Origin of the sequence: Chlorobium phaeovibrioides (genome assembly GCF_003968655.1) — a bacterium.
Taxonomy (GTDB): Bacteria; Bacteroidota; Chlorobiia; order Chlorobiales; family Chlorobiaceae; genus Chlorobium; species Chlorobium phaeovibrioides.
This window is the reverse complement of sequence record NZ_RXYK01000008.1, coordinates 38,181-55,894: the sequence shown is the minus strand read 5'-3', so window position 1 is coordinate 55,894 and position 17,714 is coordinate 38,181. Positions and strand designations below refer to the sequence as shown.

The following is a 17,714-nucleotide window of genomic DNA, read 5'->3' as shown; positions in this document are numbered from 1 at the left end:
GGGGGTTATTGGTTTTCAGGGTCTGCTGATGAATTTTTTCATGGAGAGCGCATTGCGCTGTCCTTCCCGACTGCATGAGACCTCGTCCATGAGCTTCCAGATGATGAGCAGTCCGAATCCCCCTTCCGGATATTCAGTGATTTCGGGTTCAGGAGGGTGGATGTTGAACGGGGCGTTCATGTCTGTCACGCTGGCCGTCAGTGCGTTGCTTTCCTCCTCAAAGCCGATTGTCACGGTAATGTCTTTGATGCTCGGATCCCTGTAGTTGACGGAGTTGGTGAACGCTTCGCTTACGGCGAGTTCAAAGGTGTGGCCGAACTCCTGGACATTTCCGGAAAAGTGGCGCTCTTCGGCAAAAACTTCAGCGGTTGAGCGGGCGATATTTGCGGCGATCCGGCTGTTTTTAAGTTCAGCTTTGAGGGTTGCCGAAAGAATTTGAGTCATACTATGGTCTCCGGTATTAGTTGCCGGCAGCTGCCTGAATGTCATCATATATGTCGAAGAGGCTGTGTGCCTGAGTAATCTCGAACACGCGCTTCACCCGGTCATTCATCTTTGCCAGCTTCAGGGCTTCATTGGCCGATTTTTTCTGTCTGGCAAGCCTAACCAGCAGCCCCAGCCCGCTGCTGTCAATGAACTCGACCTGCTCCAGATTGATGATCATGGGTCCGGAGTGATCTGCCGTTTCAAGATAGGCTTTGAACTTTGGCGATGAAGCTGCGTTGAGTACTCCCTCCAGTGAGAGTACCTTTATGCCGTTGATGGTGGATTCTGCAATATTCATGTTTCCTCCCGTGTTACATGTGTTTTTTGTTCAGTAAAGCCTTCAGAAGCAGGCCGATGTCGTTAAGCGAGCCGCTATGAAGAAGATGATAATGGTCGACCATCAGTTCATCGCGCTCATTTTCGGGCCACTCTTCAGTTTCTGCATAACCGAAAACGGCAGGGTTCATGGCGATACAGCCTGAAGAGATTGTTGATGTATCCGAAGATACTGCCGGACGGTGCCCGATCAGCCGGAGTTTTCCGCCGAGTACCTGGAAAAGCGAGGGATATCGATCGATGGATAGTGCAATGGCGAGTCTGCCGTCTGCTCCCTCGGGTCTGATCACGACCTGTTCAATGGTGAGTTTTTTTGCTGTTGCTCCCGGCGGGAAGAGGCGTTTCTTCGTATGCCAGTTCCTGCGCAATCCGAGCAGGGGACGGAGAACGAGGAACGGGAGGGCAAGGACGATGAGCAGGGCGAGGGCTGCAAGGGCGTGGATAAGGCGGCGGATGATCTGCTTTGTCGATGCACCGGGCTGGATGACGCTCATCAGATGAGGGTCTTCCATCTGCAGCGTCGCTCCGCTTTCAGGATCAATGAGGAGGCTGCCGTCAGCAATCCTCCCTTTGACTTCAAGCTGCTCGCCAATGAAGGTGTTGTCCATGAGGATGCTTCCGGAAACAACGCTTTCCCTGTCGATGATGATGTTGCTGCCGATGATGGCCCCGGGGCCGATGATCGAGCCTGCCGAGATCTGTACATTGTTGCCGATCATGACGGGCTTGCGGATCTCTGCCCCTTTCTGGATGACCACATTTCTTCCAAGAAAACAGTCGGGCTCGCTGCTGTAGCCAGGGAGGATGTAGCGATCTGCGTTCTTCAGTGTGTCGTCAGCAAGGCGGTAGTATTCCCCTATGGTGAGGAGCATTGGAAGAGATGGCCCGGGACCGGGTCCCGGTATGGCGTTCTCTTGTTTGTTACCCAGGATGGTGATTGATCCGCTCGTGCCGGAAACCGCGACTCCTTCCGGACAGGCCCTGAGCCATAGTCTGTAGTCGTTTTTTTTGTCGTAGGCCACAAATAGCGTTTTTTCAATCAGCATCGTCTTGCCTCTGGAGCAGAACTGTCGGTTCTTTTCGAGGAGCCGTTCCTGGTCATCTTCGGGAAGAATATGTGCATAGTCGATGGTGATGCCCCAACGGCTTCCGTTCCTGCAGTAGTTTTCCAGATCGGTGATCGGGCTGTCGCTTGCGATCCTTAAGGCTTCGCTGCCGGAAAGAATGGCAAAGTCGATAAGATACTCTATGAAGGGCTTGTTGCAGAGTGTCACCAGCATCGGGTGGCGGCTTCTGAACAGGTCCTGGAGCCATGCGTGTTCCTCTTCCCGCAGCACGATGAGGGTCTGCACTGATCCTGTGTTCATTGCCGCACTCCTCCATGGAAGGCCGCTATGGCAGATACGGCATCAGGATGGATTGAAAAGAGCCGTTTTGCCTTGGTGAGCTCCATCAGCATGGAGGCTTTCATGCCGAGGCAGGCAAGTTTGAGATCCCCATCTTGCTCAATGGTCTTTCTTAGGGTCGAAACCAGAACACCGAGGCCGCTGCTGTCGATGAAGTCGAGGCCGGAGCAGTCAAATACCAGGTTTGCCGTCTGTTTCAGCCACCCCGCAGCCGCTGCCTGAAGCTCTGCACAGCTGGCAGCGTCGATGCGTTCGGGAAGGATGGCCACTCCTACCCGTACTCCAGCTGATGTGTCGACAGTGAATTCCATAGCGGCTCTCGTTGTCAATATGCGCCCCTTCCAGTAAGCACTGCAGGAACTGTCCTGAGAAGCAGGGCGATGTCGTTGGTGATGCTGGAACTTTGAATATACTGCATGTCAAGCAGGACCTGTTCGTTGAACGGGATGTCGCTTCTTCCGCTTACCTGCCAGAGACAGGTGATGCCTGGCATGACATGCAGCCGTTTGCGTTCTTCGAGGGTGTATTCCGCGACTTCCCGTGGAAGCGGAGGCCTCGGGCCCACCAGACTCATGTCACCTTTCAGCACATTAAGCAGCTGAGGGAGTTCATCGATGCTCAACTTACGGATTATACGCCCTACTTTCGTAATCCTTGGGTCTTTTTTCATCTTGAAAATCACTCCGGCCGCTGATTCATTCATTGCGGCAAGCTGATCTTTCATGCAGTCGGCATTGACTACCATGGAGCGGAACTTGAAGAACCTGAAGTGCCTGCCGTTCCGACCCACCCTGGTTTGGGCAAAGAGTACCGGTCCGGGGTTCTCGATCCAGATTGCTGCCGCCGTGATGAGGAAAACCGGCATGAGCAGGATGGTCGCAGCAACCGATACGGTGATGTCGAGCAGCCGTTTCAGTCTATAGGAGACCCGGACTGTCGCTTCCCAGATGTATACCCGCATTGCCCTGTGTCTCTGGGCTGCAGGGCTGATGGTCTCGCTGATTTTCTCGATCAGCTCTTTTCTGACGGTCGGGTCGAGTTCCATGGTGTTCCTATTGCAAGTCACGTATCAGCGCATTCCACTGCATTACGCTGTTGTGGTCAGGCGGATTCGTATCAATGATTGAGAGTTTCCCCAAAAGAATCAGGACTGCGAGCGGAATGTCGCGAAAAGCATGTCCGGTGGAATGGAACCGGTAGGCTTTCACTGCCGTTCCTGTTGATGTCCGTATTGAAACGGTATCGAGTACCGGCGTTCCCTTGAGAAGCTTTCTTGCCGCCAGCACCAGCAGGACAGGCAATCCTGTCAGGGTAAGGAGCGTCAGTGCCATAAGTACTTCCATTGAGCGACCCGCTATTGTAACTGCACCAGTTCTCACGGCGTGTATTTGGCGCCTGAGGCTGTTCAAAGTGAATGGTGGGGGGGTAAGAAGTCGTTGCTCAAGCATTTTTGCCGATGCCGCCCTCTTGTCGCTTGCTCTTGATCCGGATGCGGCCAATGACGATTGGATGATCCGGTCAGCCTCTGCAATGAAACTTTCGCAGCTGCCATAGAAAACCGGGCCTGATGACCGGATCAGGCGCTCCGTTTCAGGGCTGTCCCCACTGCAGAGGCAGATGATGTTGCCGGGCTGGCAGGACATTCTGATAGTGGTCAGCAGCGAGCTATTGAGTGCATCATCGAAGCTGTCGGTCAGTATGGTTATCTCGTAGGGGGGCTTTGCTTCGATGGCTTCTATATATGCAGCATGGTTTCCGGCAACCGATACCATATGGCCTTTTTTTCCGAGCAGGTCCTGCAGCTGCACGGTTTTGTGTGAGCATCCCAGTATCATGATGTGTCCTGTTCGGGTCATGGTCATGTTGAGCTGTTCGTTAGCCATCCGTATTGTTTCGGTTTAAAGGAAATGGGCTCGTTCTTATCTTGAAAAATATAGCAAGAACAGTGCCAAATTGAGGGGAGGGCTTCAGAGCCTTTGTCTGCGTGCTGTTCGGGTGACTTATGTCTTCTTTGATGCGGACCTTCGCTTTCAGAATGCAAGTCAAAGTGGATACTATCTCTCATCGAGAGAGGTGCTTGTGCGTGTGTGGAGAGGGGGGAGCGGAGCGGGTCAGATGCTGTAGGTCTTGAGTCTGCGGTACAGGGTCGCTTCGCTGATGCCGAGAAGGTCGGCGGCGGCACGTCTGTTCCCCGAGGTTTTCTGCAGGGCTTTCTGGATAGCCTCTTTTTCATGTGAAGCCATGCTTCCGGGATTGACATCGCAGGCTTCAAGGGCAAGCATGTGGCCAGATTCAAAGGACAGTACATCTGTATCAATGGTGTCGCCATTGGTGAGCATGGTGGCCCGGCGCATCACATTTTCGAGTTCCCTGACATTGCCGGGCCATCCGTAGGCCGAGAGCATGGTCAATGCCCGTTCTGAAATAGTTTTTTGTGTAAATCCCTCGTTCTCTAGGCGATTGAGGATGTGGCGGCAGATCAGCGGGATGTCTGAAGCTCTTTCGCGCAGGGGGGGGGCATAGATGGTGATGGCATTGAGCCGGTAGTAAAGGTCTTCACGGAACTCCCCGTTCTTGACCCCTTCGGCGAGGTTTCGATTTGTTGCTGCGATAATGCGGATGTCGACGGGGTAGATCCTGCTTTCGCCTACCGGCTTGACGGCTCTTTCCTGAAGAGTCCTTAGGAGTTTGGCCTGCATGTTCATCGGGAGTTCCCCGATTTCGTCAAGGAATAATGTTCCCTTGTCGGCTGAGCGGATCATGCCGAGCGTGCTGCGGTCCGCTCCGGTGAACGCTCCTTTAGCATGGCCGAACAACTCGCTTTCGATAATCGTGCCGCTGATTGCTGCGCAGTCAACAGGGATGAACGGCCTGTCGCTGCGTGCGCTGCTGCGGTGGATGGCTCTGGCAAGAACCTCCTTCCCTGTACCGCTTTCCCCCTGCAGCAGAATAGTCGTGCCCGTCGGCGCGATTTTTTCTATCAGGGTCTTTACCTTCTTCATTTCCGGCGACTCCCCGATGAGGCCTTCGAAGCGGGACGGGAGTGCACTCGTAACCGTTTTTTCTTTCTCCGGCAGAGGCGCGGTGCTGCGGGTAAAGCTGTTGATGTCCCCGGGAGTGAGTCCTGCAAGCCAGGAAAGTATCTCCTGCAGTTCGTCATCACCAGCAACTAACATTACTTTTGCCGGTGGGGTGGCTTCCAGCAGGCTGTTGCATAAGGGGAGAACGGCGGGCCCGGTTTTGCTGAGGGTGATGATGGCAAGCTGGAATATTTCGTCGTCTCTGACCAATGCCGCAGCATCCCCGGCATCATCCACATAGGTGACTTTGAAGGGGGGCCGGGCGGTTTGGCGGAAGGTTCCGGGCTTGCCGCCGATGATGAGGATGGAGGATATGCCCATAGTCGATTCAGCTGATGCGGATGACAATGCACGAGGCATCGTCTTCAAAGGTAGTTCCGCCTGTTGCGGAAGAGAGCTCCTGGCGGATAGCGAGCAGTATATCGTCTGTGCAGGCCTTTTGGTGCCGGGTAACGAGTTCGATGAGGCGATCTTCTCCGAAAAACGAGCGATCGGGCAGCTGGGCTTCTGTGATCCCGTCGGAGTAAATGACGATGGTATCACCGTGCTCGATCGGCACATCGACGCAGGCGAAGTCCTGCTCCTCAACCATTCCAATCGGAAGGTTCGATCCTTTCAGAAGGGAACATGTGGCGTCAGCTGCATGGACATGAATGGTTGAAGTATGCCCGCAGTCAATCATCGAAAGTCTCTTGTGTTTCAGGTCAAGCCTGAAGAAGAGCATGGTCGCATAGATTTCTATGTCCAGCAGGTCATGAATGCACTCCCTGTGGAGATCGGTGACGATTTCTTGTAGTTCAGGAACGGTTGTTCTGAAGCTTTTCCTCGCAATCGTCCTCAGGTAGAGTGATTTCATGCCCGATCCCACCAGGGCCGACAGGATACCATGGCCCATGACATCGCCGAGCAGGATATCAGCCAGCTGTTGTTCATAGACGATGAAGTCTGAAAAATCACCGTTCAGGTGTCCCGAGGAGAGCATGAAGTGGCTGATAGAGGCGCCCTCAAGCGTAATCGGGACATGTCGCTGCAGGAGTCGTCGTTCAATCTGGGATTCAAGCGTCTTCTGTACTTTTTCCAGTTCAAGCCGGCTTTTCTCTTCCTGGGCCCGGAGCGTGTTGTCTCTGGCAATCATGATGATATGCGGAACCGAGAGGATCTTGGCCGTGTTAACTGAAATCCCGATGTTTACATCGGTTCCATCTTTTTTAAGGCAGTCTATCTCCAGTTCCTTCGGTGCCGTGTTCAGCGACGTAAGCAGTTTTTCAATTATTCCTGCTTTGATATTTTCCGGAGTCATCAAATCGCCAACCAGGAGCGACAGAAATTCTTTGCGGGTATACCCGAAAATGGTTTCGGCCGCCACATTCGCATAGACGATACGGCCGGCTGCATCAAGAAGGAAAATAGGGTCGAATGCCGCATCGTTCATGGCCCGGAAGCGCTGTTCGCTGTCCTGAAGCCGTGTTGTCATGAGTCGCAGCTCATCATTGATCTGCGTAAGATACCGGTTCTGCTTTTCGGCCAGGGCAGACATCTCCCGGTGTTCCAGCTGCATCCGGTAGAATGCTATGGCATCCCTGATGATTGCCTTCATGCGTTCCGGCTCCATTGGCTTCGGGATGAAGCGGAAGATCACTCCTGAATTGATCGAGTCGATGATCATACCGATATCCTCGGTGCCACTGATGATGATGCGCACGATCAACGGGTGCCGCTCTTGGAGAGCGTCAAGCAGTTCTTTGCCGGACATGCCCGGCATACGGAGGTCGGTGACAACAACGGCGATATTGATTGTATCGCATGTCTCTAAGGCCTGCTCTGCGCTTTTTGCGAAATGGGTTGTATAGGGCTCAAGCCGCAGATATCGCTTCAGGGCAAAAAGAGTGTCCTGCTCGTCGTCGACTATCAGGATATTGGCATCGGTATTCATGTCCATGAGGGGCGTGGTCTGGCTAAATACAGCGGTTAGTAATAAGCTGGTTCATAGCGCTCCGCGCGTTTTTGCCTCGTAAGTATACGATAATAAATGGAACCATTTAAGCCAGGGCATTCTTTCGTACTTTCTTGGCAATGAGAAAGTTTCCTGCCATATTTTAATTCAAATTTTTTGAGCACCCCGGATGTGCGCAAATCAGATCAAACGATAGATCTCTGTAATCCCCACCCCCTTATGAGACACGCACTTGTACAGTCAGCTGAGCTCCTGTTGCAGAATATCGCAGAATTACACTCCCAACTTGCTATGGCAGGCCTCAGCTCTGATGCGATTCAGCCTCTTATGGAGTCGTTGGCGCGGGTTGAAACGCAGTCAGCCGCGATCTGCCGCCCGTTTATGGATGAACGAAAGACAGCTGAATATTTTCAGACACTTGAAAAATCGGTATTGCATGAAACCCTAAGTGACTGGCTCTGGCAGGTTGATGTGCAGGGTAACTATATCAGTGTTGGCTCTAAGGTCAAAGAGTCTCTGGGATATGAGCCGGAGGAACTGCTCGGAAAGCCACCCTTTGCATTCATGCCTCCAGAAGAGGCGGTACGCGTCAGCGGGATTTTTGGATCGCTTGTCGAGAGCCGGCAGCCGATTCATGCCATTGAAAACATCAATATCCACAAGGACGGCCGGCTGATAACCCTGCTTACCACCGGTATTCCGATCTATGACGACAACGGGGCCTTTGCCGGGTACTCAGGACTGGATCGCGATATCACAGAAGAGCGGATGATGGCCCGCGACCTTGAACGACTAGATAATGAAAACCGGGAACTGTCCAGCCGCATGAAGGCTGCCGTTGACAGTGCAGGAATAGGAATCTGGGAATATGACATCGCCGGCAGTTTGCTCGTATGGGACGACTGGATGTACCGGCTTTACGGCATTGAGCCTGATCGATTTTCCGGGGCATATGAGGCTTGGGAGCAGGGCCTTCATCCTGATGACATGGATCGTTCGGTTGGTGAACTCCGTGATGCGATTGGGGGTGGAAAGCCTTTTGACACTGAGTTCCGGGTCGTCCATCCATCAGGAGATGTCCATCATATCAAAGCCAGCGCGGTTGTCCTGTATGATGAAGCAGGAACGCCGCTGAAGATGATTGGCGCCAACTATGACATCACGAAGCGCAGGCACCTTGAAGATGAACTGGCCGCCAGCGTAGCGCAGCTTAATGCACTGTATGAGGGCATTCCCGACGCCATCGTGGTTGCTGATGTGGAAACGAAGAGAATCGTGCATTGTAACCATGCGGCAGAGGAGATGACGGGTGTCGGTGTTGCTGACCTCAAGCTTCGTACGCTTCATTCCCTTCATCCTGCCGATGTGCTTGATGAGACGCTGCAGGGATTTGAGCGGCAGTCGAGAGGAGTGCAGCGGGTGGTCGAGTCGGAGGTCATTACCGCAGCGGGAAGCCGCATCCCTGTCAGCATTGTAGCATCAGGAGTTCTCTTCGGTGACAGACCCTGTCTGATGGGGGTATTCCGTGATATCACTGAAAGTAAGGAGGCTGAGCAGGCAATCCGCCTCGCAAACCAGCAGCTGCAGGCCAGTGAGCAGCAGTTGATGGCGGCAAACCAGCAGCTGCAGGCCAGTGAGCAGCAGTTGATGGCGGCAAACCAGCAGCTGCAGGCCAGTGAGCAGCAGTTGATGGCAACCAACCAGCAACTGATGGCAAAGCATGGTGTTCAGGGCCTGCTAGCCAATGTCTCAGCGTATCTCATGACCCCGGTTGGTGAAGTGCTGGATGAGAGTATTGAGCATGTTCTGGGACTTGTCGGATCATTTACCAAGGCTGACCGTTGCTATATCTTCCAGTTCACGGATGACGGGATGATGGTCAGCAATACTTACGAGTGGTGTGCGGCAGGTGTGGCGGCGAAGAAACACGGGTTGCAGCAGCTTGCTGTTGACGAGTTTCCGTGGTGGATGGAGCGCATCAAAAGGCATGAACCGATTTTTATCCCGGATGTTTCGGCTCTTCCCGTGGAGGCGAAGCTGGAAAAGGAATCCCTTGAGCACCAAGACATCCGCTCTCTCGTTGCCGTGCCGGTTTCGACCGCCGGTTTCTCAGGAGGATTTCTGGGGCTGGACTGGGTCAATAGTTCAGTTCTAAACATTCATGAAGATCATATACCCCTCCTGCAACTAGCAAGTGATATTATTTTCGGATCCCTGAACCGTGAAAAGTCAGCGCAGCAGATTCGGGAACGGGAAGCAAAGTACCGTGCGATTTTCGAGAGCATTCAGGATGTCTATGTTGAAGTAAATCTTGCCACGGGTACGATTGAGGAGATCAGCCCCTCCATCAGTTCTTTCGGCTATACAAGAGACGAAATCCTGCACCGCCAGTCGCTCGATTATTATGTTAATCCGGAAGAAAGGGACCGCTTGATCAGCGCATTGGTTGATAGGGGCAGCCTCAGGGACTTCGAGGCCCATTTCCTCACGAAGAGCGGTGAGTCAATTACCGTATCACTGGCAATCAGCCTCATCAAGGGTGTACCTGACGGCTTGATGAAAATAGTCGGCACCATGCGCGATATCAGTGAGCAGAAAAAACATGAATGTCAGATCCAGGAAAACATCCGCCTCAAAAACGATTTTATTTCCAGCGTCTCTCATGAGCTCAGGACTCCGCTGTTTTCCATCCTTGGCTTTTCCAGCACATTGCTCAAAGAAAGCGGCTCGCTGGACCCTGCAACCCGTCTTGAGTTCACCTCAATCATCCATGACGAGAGCGTCCGGCTTTCAAGTCTTATCGAGGATATTCTCACCATTTCGCGCATTGACAGCGGCAAGGCGAAGTACAGCAGTCAAATCTTTGACCCCGTAAAGCCTGTTTCGGCCGTTGTTGCCATCCTGAGACGGCAGGCTGAGGAGAAAGGGATTGAGCTTGTTGAAGAGAAACCGGACAGGGAACACCGTGTCGTTTTTGACCAGGACTCCTTCAAGCAGGTCATGATGAATCTTCTTGGCAACGCGTTGAAGTTCACTCCGAAGGGTGGTCGGGTGAAGGTCAGTATCTCGGGGGCGGAAGAGATGGTTTCTATTACGGTTGATGATACGGGCATTGGTATAGCCGCATCGGATCACGAAAAGATCTTCGATCGATTCTACCGGAGCGTTCCTAGTGCTTTGCAAATCGAGGGCACCGGACTCGGTCTGGCCATTGTCAAGGATATTGTCGAAATGCAGGAGGGGAGCATCGGAGTGCAGAGCGAACTGGACCGGGGGAGTCAGTTTACCGTATTGCTGAAGAGAGCGGAAGAAGCGGCTGACGAGGTCGTCGTCCAGTCTCGGGTTACTGAATGAAGATATGCACAGGCCATCACATTTTCTGTGATTGAGCTTCTGAACATCTTGGATGGTTGTGCTGACCTACTCCTCATATCTCAGAGATCGACTAGTGGAAGATGCGATATTGGATTGATTTTCAACCGCAGTTTCCTTTCTGATTATTGCTGTTCTGTCTTTACTCGGACAGCCTTTGTCTGAGTGCCGGGCATACATTGAGTATGGTAAGGGTTGTACGATGCAATGTTGTCGCCCTGCCCCGTCCCCGCCTTCATGGCAAGGATGGCTTGATGAATTGAACTGATGAAGGAGTCCATGCCCATGACATTTGAACACAAACGCATCCAGAATCCTCCTCAAATTAATTGTTACGATGAAGCCGAACGGCGTGCTGATTATGAGGCCCATTCTGGACGGCACTACATATGGCCGTCTTCGGTTCCTCCCAAAGAAACGAGGGTTCCGCTCTATCGTTTTTATGTGTCGGACGACGACGAACTCTACTTCGTGAATGATTCGGAGGAGGTCATCGACAGGGTGAGTTATGCAACAGGGGGGTTCCAGACCTGCGATGACGATGTTGTTACTGTCGATTCTCCTGAAGACGGCGGGCATGTCTATCTGAATGTCCTTCCGCATGAGGGGGTGAAAATCGACGAGTACGACATGATCCTTGATTCCGATTTCCTTCTCCAACCGCAGGTGACCATTTACTCTGCATCCATGGGCGAACGATTGTTCCTTGGAAGTGCCTCAAAAGGAGGGTTCAGCGGCGAAGTACTGTTGTGGTCGGGGGAGGAACAGCACTGATGGGAGCGACAACGGATCCGCTCTCACTGTTGCGCGAACATGGTGAACCATGCTGATATTCGATGTTACATGCAGCAGCTGCCTTTTCAGCCCCGGAACCTTTGCCCGTGAAGGGTCGATGTATGTCGTCGATGATGACGGAACGAGGGTACGGTGCATGCATCCTTTGGAGCATAAGGCGATTGAGGCGGTGCTCGGAAAGGATGCCGGTGTGGATATAGTAAAACGCCGGACGGGCCGGCAGCACCAGTGGCTCTGTTTCAGGTGTTCCGGCGTGTCGGAGCTTGATTCTCAGGTTGATCGTGTCGGATGTGCCTTGTGCGGTTCTTCCGTGGGGAGATTTTTTTACGATCTGGACGGTCGGCCCTGCCCGTCCTGCGGAGAGGGACCGATGAAGGTGGTTGAGACGGGGCTGGTCTCTTGAATCATGCCACTTTTTCAACAACTCATTCTGCTATGTATATGAAGAAAGTTCTCTATCTGGATCTTGATGGAACCCTTGTGGATTTCCAGTCCGGCATCGACCGCCTGCCCATCGGCAAGCGGGAGGCATACAGGGATAATTATGACGATACGCCAGGGATATTTTCACTGATGGACCCGATGCCGGGGGGAGTGGAGGCGTTCCGCCAGCTTGCTGAAGTTTTTGATACCTACATCCTGTCCACTGCGCCGTGGAACAACCCTTCAGCGTGGTCCGACAAACTGCTGTGGGTGAAGGAGCATCTGGGCAAGCCGGTAGAAAAGCGGCTGATTCTGAGCCACCACAAGAACCTGAACCATGGGGACTATCTTGTGGATGACAGGCCCACAAAAAGAGGGGTCGAGAGGTTCAATGGCGAGGTGATTCATTTCAGGAGTTCGTTGTATCCCGATTGGGAGTCCGTGGTGCGGTATCTGCTTCCGGGTTGACTCCATATGTTGCTTTTGCAGTACAGTCGCTGATTTAACCACTACAACTTGCGGGCGACTTTAAAGAACATCGCTAAAGCGTCGTAGTCCCTGGTTTCCTCCATGGCCTGCAACGCAGGCCATACCACCAATCCACAGGAGGAAAACACAATGGGAAACAATGAAGAAAACACGGACGGGATTTTCTCAGGCAGTGATGTGCCCGGGAGGCGCGAGGCGCTTCATAAGGTCGTGAGCATTGCCCGAAGGCTGGCAGCTGAGGGAGCTCCTTACAGAACTTATGGGCGTCCGGCGCTCTACGGGTTTGCGAAAACTGTTCTGGAGATGGAGGAGATACTTGGCCGCTCCCGGAATCCCGAACAGAACGGGTTCTACTACCGGAAAGGGTGCGGCTGCTCAAAGGATCTTACGGCATATGATGATGCTCTCAAGAGTTTCGGGAAGATCCGGGAAATGGTGAATGTTGTGGCGGAGGGCGCCGTGCGTGAAGAACTTCAGGCACTGCAGGGTGAATACGATGCCCATGCCGTTGCGATGAAGGAGAATATGTCGATGGGGCGCGGGTTCATGATGAATTCCCTTTCAGCGCGGATGGGCTACCTCAAGTATATTCTCGAGCTCAGGTCTGAGCTTGGCCATATTGAGAAATTGGAATGCTATGTGGCGGCTGTGCGCTCTCGTTACAGGATCATCTAATTGATTTTAGCATTCGGGCAACATGTCCTCCCCTTCAGGAGTGATTGCAGTGACATGCAAAAAGGAGCCCGAAGGCTCCTTTTTGATGCACATCGGCCCACAGGGTTACATCTGCTTGAGTTCGCCGATCTTTTCCCAGGACTGATCCGGAGTCCGTGTGAGGGCAACAACAATGGTGTTATCCTGCACCGTGACAGAAGCACGATCAGACTTGCGGAGTTCAGCATTGAGCTGCTCCGGGTTCAGCTTGTACATCGAGCCGCTGATGGCGTCCACAGCCAATCCGACCAATCCGCCGAAGACGATATTGCCCCATACCCATCCGTTTGATTTTTTCGTGATGGTCATTTCATACGGATAATGACCGGCAAGCGCAATCTTTACCGTATGGTTGTCCTTTCTCTTCAAATCAACGGTAAGGGGAGTCGTGCCGATATTTCTGCCGTCAACCGTAACACCTGCTCCGGTCGGCGTGCTGGAAATGCTGAGATTCTGCGAAGAACCATCCATGATGGTTGCGCATCCCGAAAAACACGGTGCGATAAAGCCCAGCAGTAATGCTGTAATGATTGTTCTTTTCATGATGATGGTGGTTATGAGTTTAAAAAGCGCAGCCAACCGAAGAAGGCTGCGTACGCAAAGAACGGCACAGCTGACACATGTGTTATTGATGGAATAGTAGGGGGGTGGATGGGACAACGGCTGTCCTATACATTAAATAAATGCATCAATTCTCAAATGAGCCCGCCACCGCCAAACCGCCTACTGCTCTTGGGGGGGCGAGCCCTGCCGTGGCGCCCGATTTTTAGACAGCGGTTTAAGTTGGTAACTGTTCAGTTGCGTATATCCCCTTAATCGGTCACTTCAAAAGCCGGACGGCGCCTATCCGCTGCATAATCAGCTGGTTACCAGCTTAAACTCTGTCCCTGTTCTGTCTCCTTGGTGGGGTCCACTTCAGCGAGGAAAAAATCAAGCGGATTTCCGGAAAGGAGAGATGGTGCGGCTTGAAATCGCAGGGAAAACGGCATGATGGGTTCGTGTATTTCTCCTTTAGTCGGAGAGTGGCGAAAACTCCATTCCGGCCCGGGATGGGGAACCGTTTGCGGGATGTATTGATTATGCCTCGGCATTTTCAATGTCGAGGGTCAATGATGCATGCTGTCGATTGATACATGCTCCAGCAGTCGCTGCATCAGTGCTCTTGTGGCGGTGATGTCGGCTAGTGCGTCGTGGGCGTTTTCCAGCTTTACTCCGAAGTGGTCGCAGGCGGTCTGGAGGCGGTGGTTGGGGAGCGATATTCTTCCCATGTAGTCCATCAGGTTCAGGATTGGCTGTGGGTCAAGCATTCTCCAGTTGGTGAAGGAGCCAAGGCCGTATTGGTCGAAGCGTTTGAACATCCGGCTGAGGAATTCCAGGTCGAAGCGGACATTGTAGCCTGCGGGGTAGAATTTGTCGTTCCGGTCGAAGCGGGATACATGGCGTGCAAGAAAGTCATCGATCTGGCGGTAGGCTTCGGCGTGCGGGGTGAAGGTGCGTATTGCCTCCCTGGTGAAGCCGGTGACTTCAAGGGCTTCGTCGTCTATCTGTGCCCCTTCGTGCGGCTGCATCTTGATTTCGAAGGACTCAACTACTGCTCCGTCAATTTCAGCGAGGCCGGCGAATTGGATGATGCCGTTACGCTCGGGGTCTATGCCGGTTGTTTCGAGGTCAAACCATAGGACTTTTTTCATGCTGGTGGCGTCGTTTAGATTGCTGGAGGTGTTAGAGGATGGCTTTTTCCATCATGATATATTCGGCGGCAGTGATTAGCTGAAGGTCGGGCTGCGTTTCCGGCAGGTACCGCGGGGTGGTTGAGCGGTTGCTGGTGACTGGCGTGAGTTCATTCTTTTCTATCATCTCATTGATGGTTTCCTGTATCGCATGTTCTAGTTCAGGGCGGCTTGTGTGGGTGAGTCTGGATATTGTGTGACCGTAGGCTTCACGGTGGAGGCGGTCGGCAGTCAGGATTGTGTCTGCAATGCGCCTGTCGTCCATTTCGGGGTTTCCGGCGGTGCGCTGGAGGATGAAGAGCAGCATTGTGCGGAGCCGGGTGTTTGATGCTTTGTATTCCTCGCTGCTTTCAGAGGTCATCATGAATGAGTTGTCCATGAAGGTGCTGCTCATGCACATGACAGATGCGGGGCTTTCGTGCGGCTTTTCTACCAGTTCACTGATCGGGGTGCCGAGCGCTTCGGCAAACTTTTCCAGTTCGCGGAAGCGCAGCTCCTGGCTCCCCGACTCAATTTTTGTGACAGCGGTTCTCGGCAGCTCTACCCTCCTGGCGAGCTCTTCCTGCGACAGCCCTTTCTGGCTGCGGAGTTCTTTTATCCTGAGTCCGATTTGTTCGTTTGTCATTTGCTTTATTATACGATATGTTCTATAATAGAACAAGTGATGTTCTGAATGCGAACCGTCTGTTTCAGCCCGGGTTCTGGCTGGTTCGGCGGTAAGGCGGAGTATTCCTCTAAAATAACAACAATGGAGGAGTTATGGGCGGGTTGATTGCGGATGGGGAGATTTCAATGAAACCAACAGGAGAGGCAATGAAAAAGGGATATACGCACATTACGGTCATTCTTGACCGCTCGGGCTCAATGGCGAGCATTCGTGACGACACAATTGGCGGAGTGAATGCTTTTCTGGAAAAGCAGAGGGAGGCGCCGGGGGAGGCTACCCTTACGCTTGTGCAGTTCGATTCGGGTAATCCTTATGAGGTTCTTCGGGTGTTTATGGCAATCGGGGATGTTCCTCCGCTTGGCCGTGAGACCTATGTTCCCCGTGGTGGCACTCCTTTGCTCGATGCGCTGGGCAGGGGGATCAATGATATTGATGCGAGCATCGGAAAGCTTGAAGAGGGTGAGCGGCCGGAGAGGGTTGTTGTTGCGGTTGTGACTGACGGGCAGGAAAACTCAAGCGAAGAGTTCAGCAAAGAGCAGGTGGAGAAGATGATAAAAGAGAAGAGTGATGCGGGGTGGGCGTTCATTTTCCTCAGTGCAGATCTTGCTGCTATTGATGAGGCGGTAAGGCTGGGGTTTCATCAGGATTCCGCTCTTTCGTATGAGAAGAGTCCGGAGGGGATGGCGTGCTGTATGGACATGCTGTCGGAGAGGGTGATGGAGCAGCGGGTACATCCGAAAAAAATGTGAGCCGGGTTCATGCTGTTCTGCGGAAAGTTTTGGTGCTACGGGGAGCGGGGCGAATGAAGTGTTATATTTGATCTGACAGGTGCTGCCCGGGTGGGCGGGGTAGATTGATTAATTCTTATGACGGGGAAAAAATAGTATGGAGCTGACAGGGAAATTGGTTGCGGTGCTGCCGGAGCAGACGGGGAACGGGAAAAACGGTGTATGGAAGAAGCAGGATGTTGTGGTGGAGATGGATGGAAAGTTTCCCAAAAAAGTGTGTGTCTCCATTTGGGGGGATAAGGTTGACCGGTCGCTGCTGCAGATGGGAACGCAGTTACGGGTCTCTTTTGACCTTGAGAGCAGGGAGTTTAATGGCCGGTGGTATACCGATGTGAAGGCGTGGAAGGTGGAGTCTGCCGGTGGAACGGGTGGCGGCGGTGAGCGCTATAGTGCGGCTGAAGAGGGTTATGAACCGGGTCCTTCGGGTTATGACGACGGAGATGCTCCGTTCTGAGGGAAAAAGCCGAGAGTGGGGAGTGAAGCAGAGGCAGGGGTGACACCCTGCCTTTTTTTTGGCCGTATGCAGTAGGCTGAGGTGGGATGGTATGAATTTTTATTGTATTATTTATTGACTCAGGCGCCGAAGGATGCGCTGCAGTGCTTTCAGATACTATTCAGAACCCCATTCTAAAGACCTGGCTGATGCTTGAAAAGTTCACGCTCATCAACAATCCGCTTACCATCATCGGTGTTTTTGCGGCAGTGACCGAACTGGGGGCAACAATGGTGCTGCCTGTCCTGTCGCTTGAAAATCAGGGGATCTATCTCTGGTTTCTTATGGCGTTTCCCGTCCTGCTGGTTGTTTTGTTTTTTACTACCCTGCTTTTCAATCACCGGGTGATGTATGCCCCGTCGGATTTTGAGGATGAGTCGGATTTTTTCCGTTCGTTCCGACCGGCGTCGCAGGAGGCAAGAGAGCGGAAATTACTGGTGCAGCTCGGCCATCACGCAAAAGGACAGGAGGCGGGTGCTTCACCTTCCTGCAGTGGTGGCGTTGAGGGAATTTTGGGCGGGAATATTCGTGCCCGGTATTCATTGGCTGAAGAGCGGGCGATGAACCAGATTGCCATGGAGCTTCGGGTACCGGTAATGCGCAATATGAGTTGTTCGACGGGGGATGGTTCGTATGTATTCGACGGCCTGGTGAGGGCGCCGGAGCGGACTATTGCGGTTGAGGTTCAATATTTCGGGTATGGTGAGGCCGTTGCAGCGCGTTTCAAGAGGGAGTTTTCCCGCATTCTGGATTTGGCAGAACGATTTCCTGAAGCTATTCGCGGCAACTTTTCCCTGATTCTTGCGGTGGTGGTTGATGGGCCGGAGGATGATGTCGGGGAGCTTGCCTTGCGGCTGCGGGAGGGGTTGGGCGAAGTTCCTTTTCCGGTTGATGTGAAGGTGTTCAGTATGGCGGAGCTTCGGGGGAGCTCTTGGGACAGCAGTTCAGCAGATGCAGTAAAGGCAGGATAGATATTTTTGT

Annotated in this window: 19 protein-coding genes; 8 read left to right on the top strand and 11 right to left on the bottom strand. The window is 52.9% G+C overall.

Features of this window, described 5'->3' with window-relative positions; genetic code table 11:
* Positions 1-15: 15 nt before the first annotated feature.
* The 8 genes from EKD02_RS06460 to EKD02_RS06425 all read right to left on the bottom strand — a co-directional run bounded on the left by EKD02_RS06460 (position 16) and on the right by EKD02_RS06425 (position 7,247).
* Positions 16-444, bottom strand: coding sequence for an ATP-binding protein (locus EKD02_RS06460; RefSeq protein ID WP_185805709.1), 429 nt, complete (start codon positions 442-444; stop codon positions 16-18).
* 16 nt (positions 445-460) lie between these two features.
* Positions 461-784: an STAS domain-containing protein gene (locus EKD02_RS06455; protein ID WP_011358097.1), complete on the bottom strand. Its 324-nt coding sequence runs from the start codon at positions 782-784 to the stop codon at positions 461-463.
* A gap of 13 nt (positions 785-797) precedes the next feature.
* Complete coding sequence (locus tag EKD02_RS06450; RefSeq protein WP_126384586.1) at positions 798-2,189, bottom strand: LbetaH domain-containing protein; 1,392 nt, start codon at positions 2,187-2,189, stop codon at positions 798-800.
* Positions 2,186-2,539 (bottom strand): STAS domain-containing protein, encoded by a 354-nt coding sequence (locus EKD02_RS06445; protein ID WP_126384583.1) that lies wholly within the window; start codon positions 2,537-2,539, stop codon positions 2,186-2,188. Before EKD02_RS06445 ends, EKD02_RS06450 begins: the two co-directional genes overlap by 4 nt.
* A 14-nt stretch (positions 2,540-2,553) precedes the next feature.
* Positions 2,554-3,273: a sugar transferase gene (locus EKD02_RS06440; protein ID WP_011358094.1), complete on the bottom strand. Its 720-nt coding sequence runs from the start codon at positions 3,271-3,273 to the stop codon at positions 2,554-2,556.
* Between the two features lie 7 nt (positions 3,274-3,280).
* Positions 3,281-4,111, bottom strand: a complete 831-nt coding sequence (locus EKD02_RS06435; protein ID WP_126342674.1) for a hypothetical protein — start codon at positions 4,109-4,111, stop codon at positions 3,281-3,283.
* A 228-nt stretch (positions 4,112-4,339) separates the two neighbouring features.
* Entirely contained in the window at positions 4,340-5,629 is a 1,290-nt protein-coding gene (locus EKD02_RS06430; protein ID WP_126342672.1) for a sigma-54 interaction domain-containing protein, read from the bottom strand.
* A 7-nt stretch (positions 5,630-5,636) separates the two neighbouring features.
* Positions 5,637-7,247, bottom strand: coding sequence for a SpoIIE family protein phosphatase (locus tag EKD02_RS06425; RefSeq protein ID WP_126384580.1), 1,611 nt, complete (start codon positions 7,245-7,247; stop codon positions 5,637-5,639).
* Positions 7,248-7,553: 306 nt separating this feature from the next.
* On the opposite strand from EKD02_RS06425, the gene EKD02_RS06420 reads away from it, so the two are divergent.
* From EKD02_RS06420 to EKD02_RS06400, 5 genes are all read left to right on the top strand, one after another.
* The gene (locus tag EKD02_RS06420) at positions 7,554-10,616 is read left to right on the top strand and encodes a PAS domain S-box protein (protein WP_185805708.1); all 3,063 of its coding nucleotides are present in this window, start codon (positions 7,554-7,556) and stop codon (positions 10,614-10,616) included.
* 303 nt (positions 10,617-10,919) lie between these two features.
* Complete coding sequence (locus tag EKD02_RS06415) at positions 10,920-11,408, top strand: hypothetical protein (protein ID WP_126342666.1); 489 nt, start codon at positions 10,920-10,922, stop codon at positions 11,406-11,408.
* A gap of 49 nt (positions 11,409-11,457) precedes the next feature.
* Positions 11,458-11,832, top strand: a complete 375-nt coding sequence (locus EKD02_RS06410; protein ID WP_011889369.1) for a hypothetical protein — start codon at positions 11,458-11,460, stop codon at positions 11,830-11,832.
* A 38-nt stretch (positions 11,833-11,870) separates the two neighbouring features.
* Positions 11,871-12,320 carry a 5' nucleotidase, NT5C type gene (locus tag EKD02_RS06405; protein WP_185805707.1) on the top strand — a complete coding sequence of 150 codons (450 nt, stop codon included), beginning with the start codon at positions 11,871-11,873 and terminating at the stop codon, positions 12,318-12,320.
* Positions 12,321-12,470: 150 nt separating this feature from the next.
* A complete protein-coding gene (locus EKD02_RS06400) occupies positions 12,471-13,016 on the top strand; it encodes a hypothetical protein (protein ID WP_126384574.1) in 546 nt (181 codons plus the stop codon).
* A gap of 105 nt (positions 13,017-13,121) precedes the next feature.
* Here the strand turns inward: EKD02_RS06400 and EKD02_RS06395 are convergent, their stop codons facing one another.
* From EKD02_RS06395 to EKD02_RS06385, 3 genes are all read right to left on the bottom strand, one after another.
* Complete coding sequence (locus EKD02_RS06395; RefSeq protein ID WP_202127092.1) at positions 13,122-13,598, bottom strand: PEGA domain-containing protein; 477 nt, start codon at positions 13,596-13,598, stop codon at positions 13,122-13,124.
* A gap of 563 nt (positions 13,599-14,161) precedes the next feature.
* Positions 14,162-14,746, bottom strand: coding sequence for a 3'-5' exonuclease (locus EKD02_RS06390; RefSeq protein WP_126342660.1), 585 nt, complete (start codon positions 14,744-14,746; stop codon positions 14,162-14,164).
* 31 nt (positions 14,747-14,777) lie between these two features.
* Positions 14,778-15,410 carry a helix-turn-helix domain-containing protein gene (locus tag EKD02_RS06385; protein WP_126384571.1) on the bottom strand — a complete coding sequence of 211 codons (633 nt, stop codon included), beginning with the start codon at positions 15,408-15,410 and terminating at the stop codon, positions 14,778-14,780.
* A 167-nt stretch (positions 15,411-15,577) separates the two neighbouring features.
* Here EKD02_RS06385 and EKD02_RS06380 point away from each other — a divergent pair, with 167 nt between their 5' ends.
* The 3 genes from EKD02_RS06380 (at position 15,578) to EKD02_RS06370 (ending at position 17,704) form a co-directional block, all read left to right on the top strand.
* A complete protein-coding gene (locus tag EKD02_RS06380; protein ID WP_223267032.1) occupies positions 15,578-16,201 on the top strand; it encodes a vWA domain-containing protein in 624 nt (207 codons plus the stop codon).
* Positions 16,202-16,337: 136 nt separating this feature from the next.
* Complete coding sequence (locus EKD02_RS06375; RefSeq protein ID WP_126342654.1) at positions 16,338-16,694, top strand: DUF3127 domain-containing protein; 357 nt, start codon at positions 16,338-16,340, stop codon at positions 16,692-16,694.
* 188 nt (positions 16,695-16,882) lie between these two features.
* Positions 16,883-17,704: a hypothetical protein gene (locus EKD02_RS06370; RefSeq protein ID WP_126384568.1), complete on the top strand. Its 822-nt coding sequence runs from the start codon at positions 16,883-16,885 to the stop codon at positions 17,702-17,704.
* Positions 17,705-17,714: the final 10 nt, after the last annotated feature.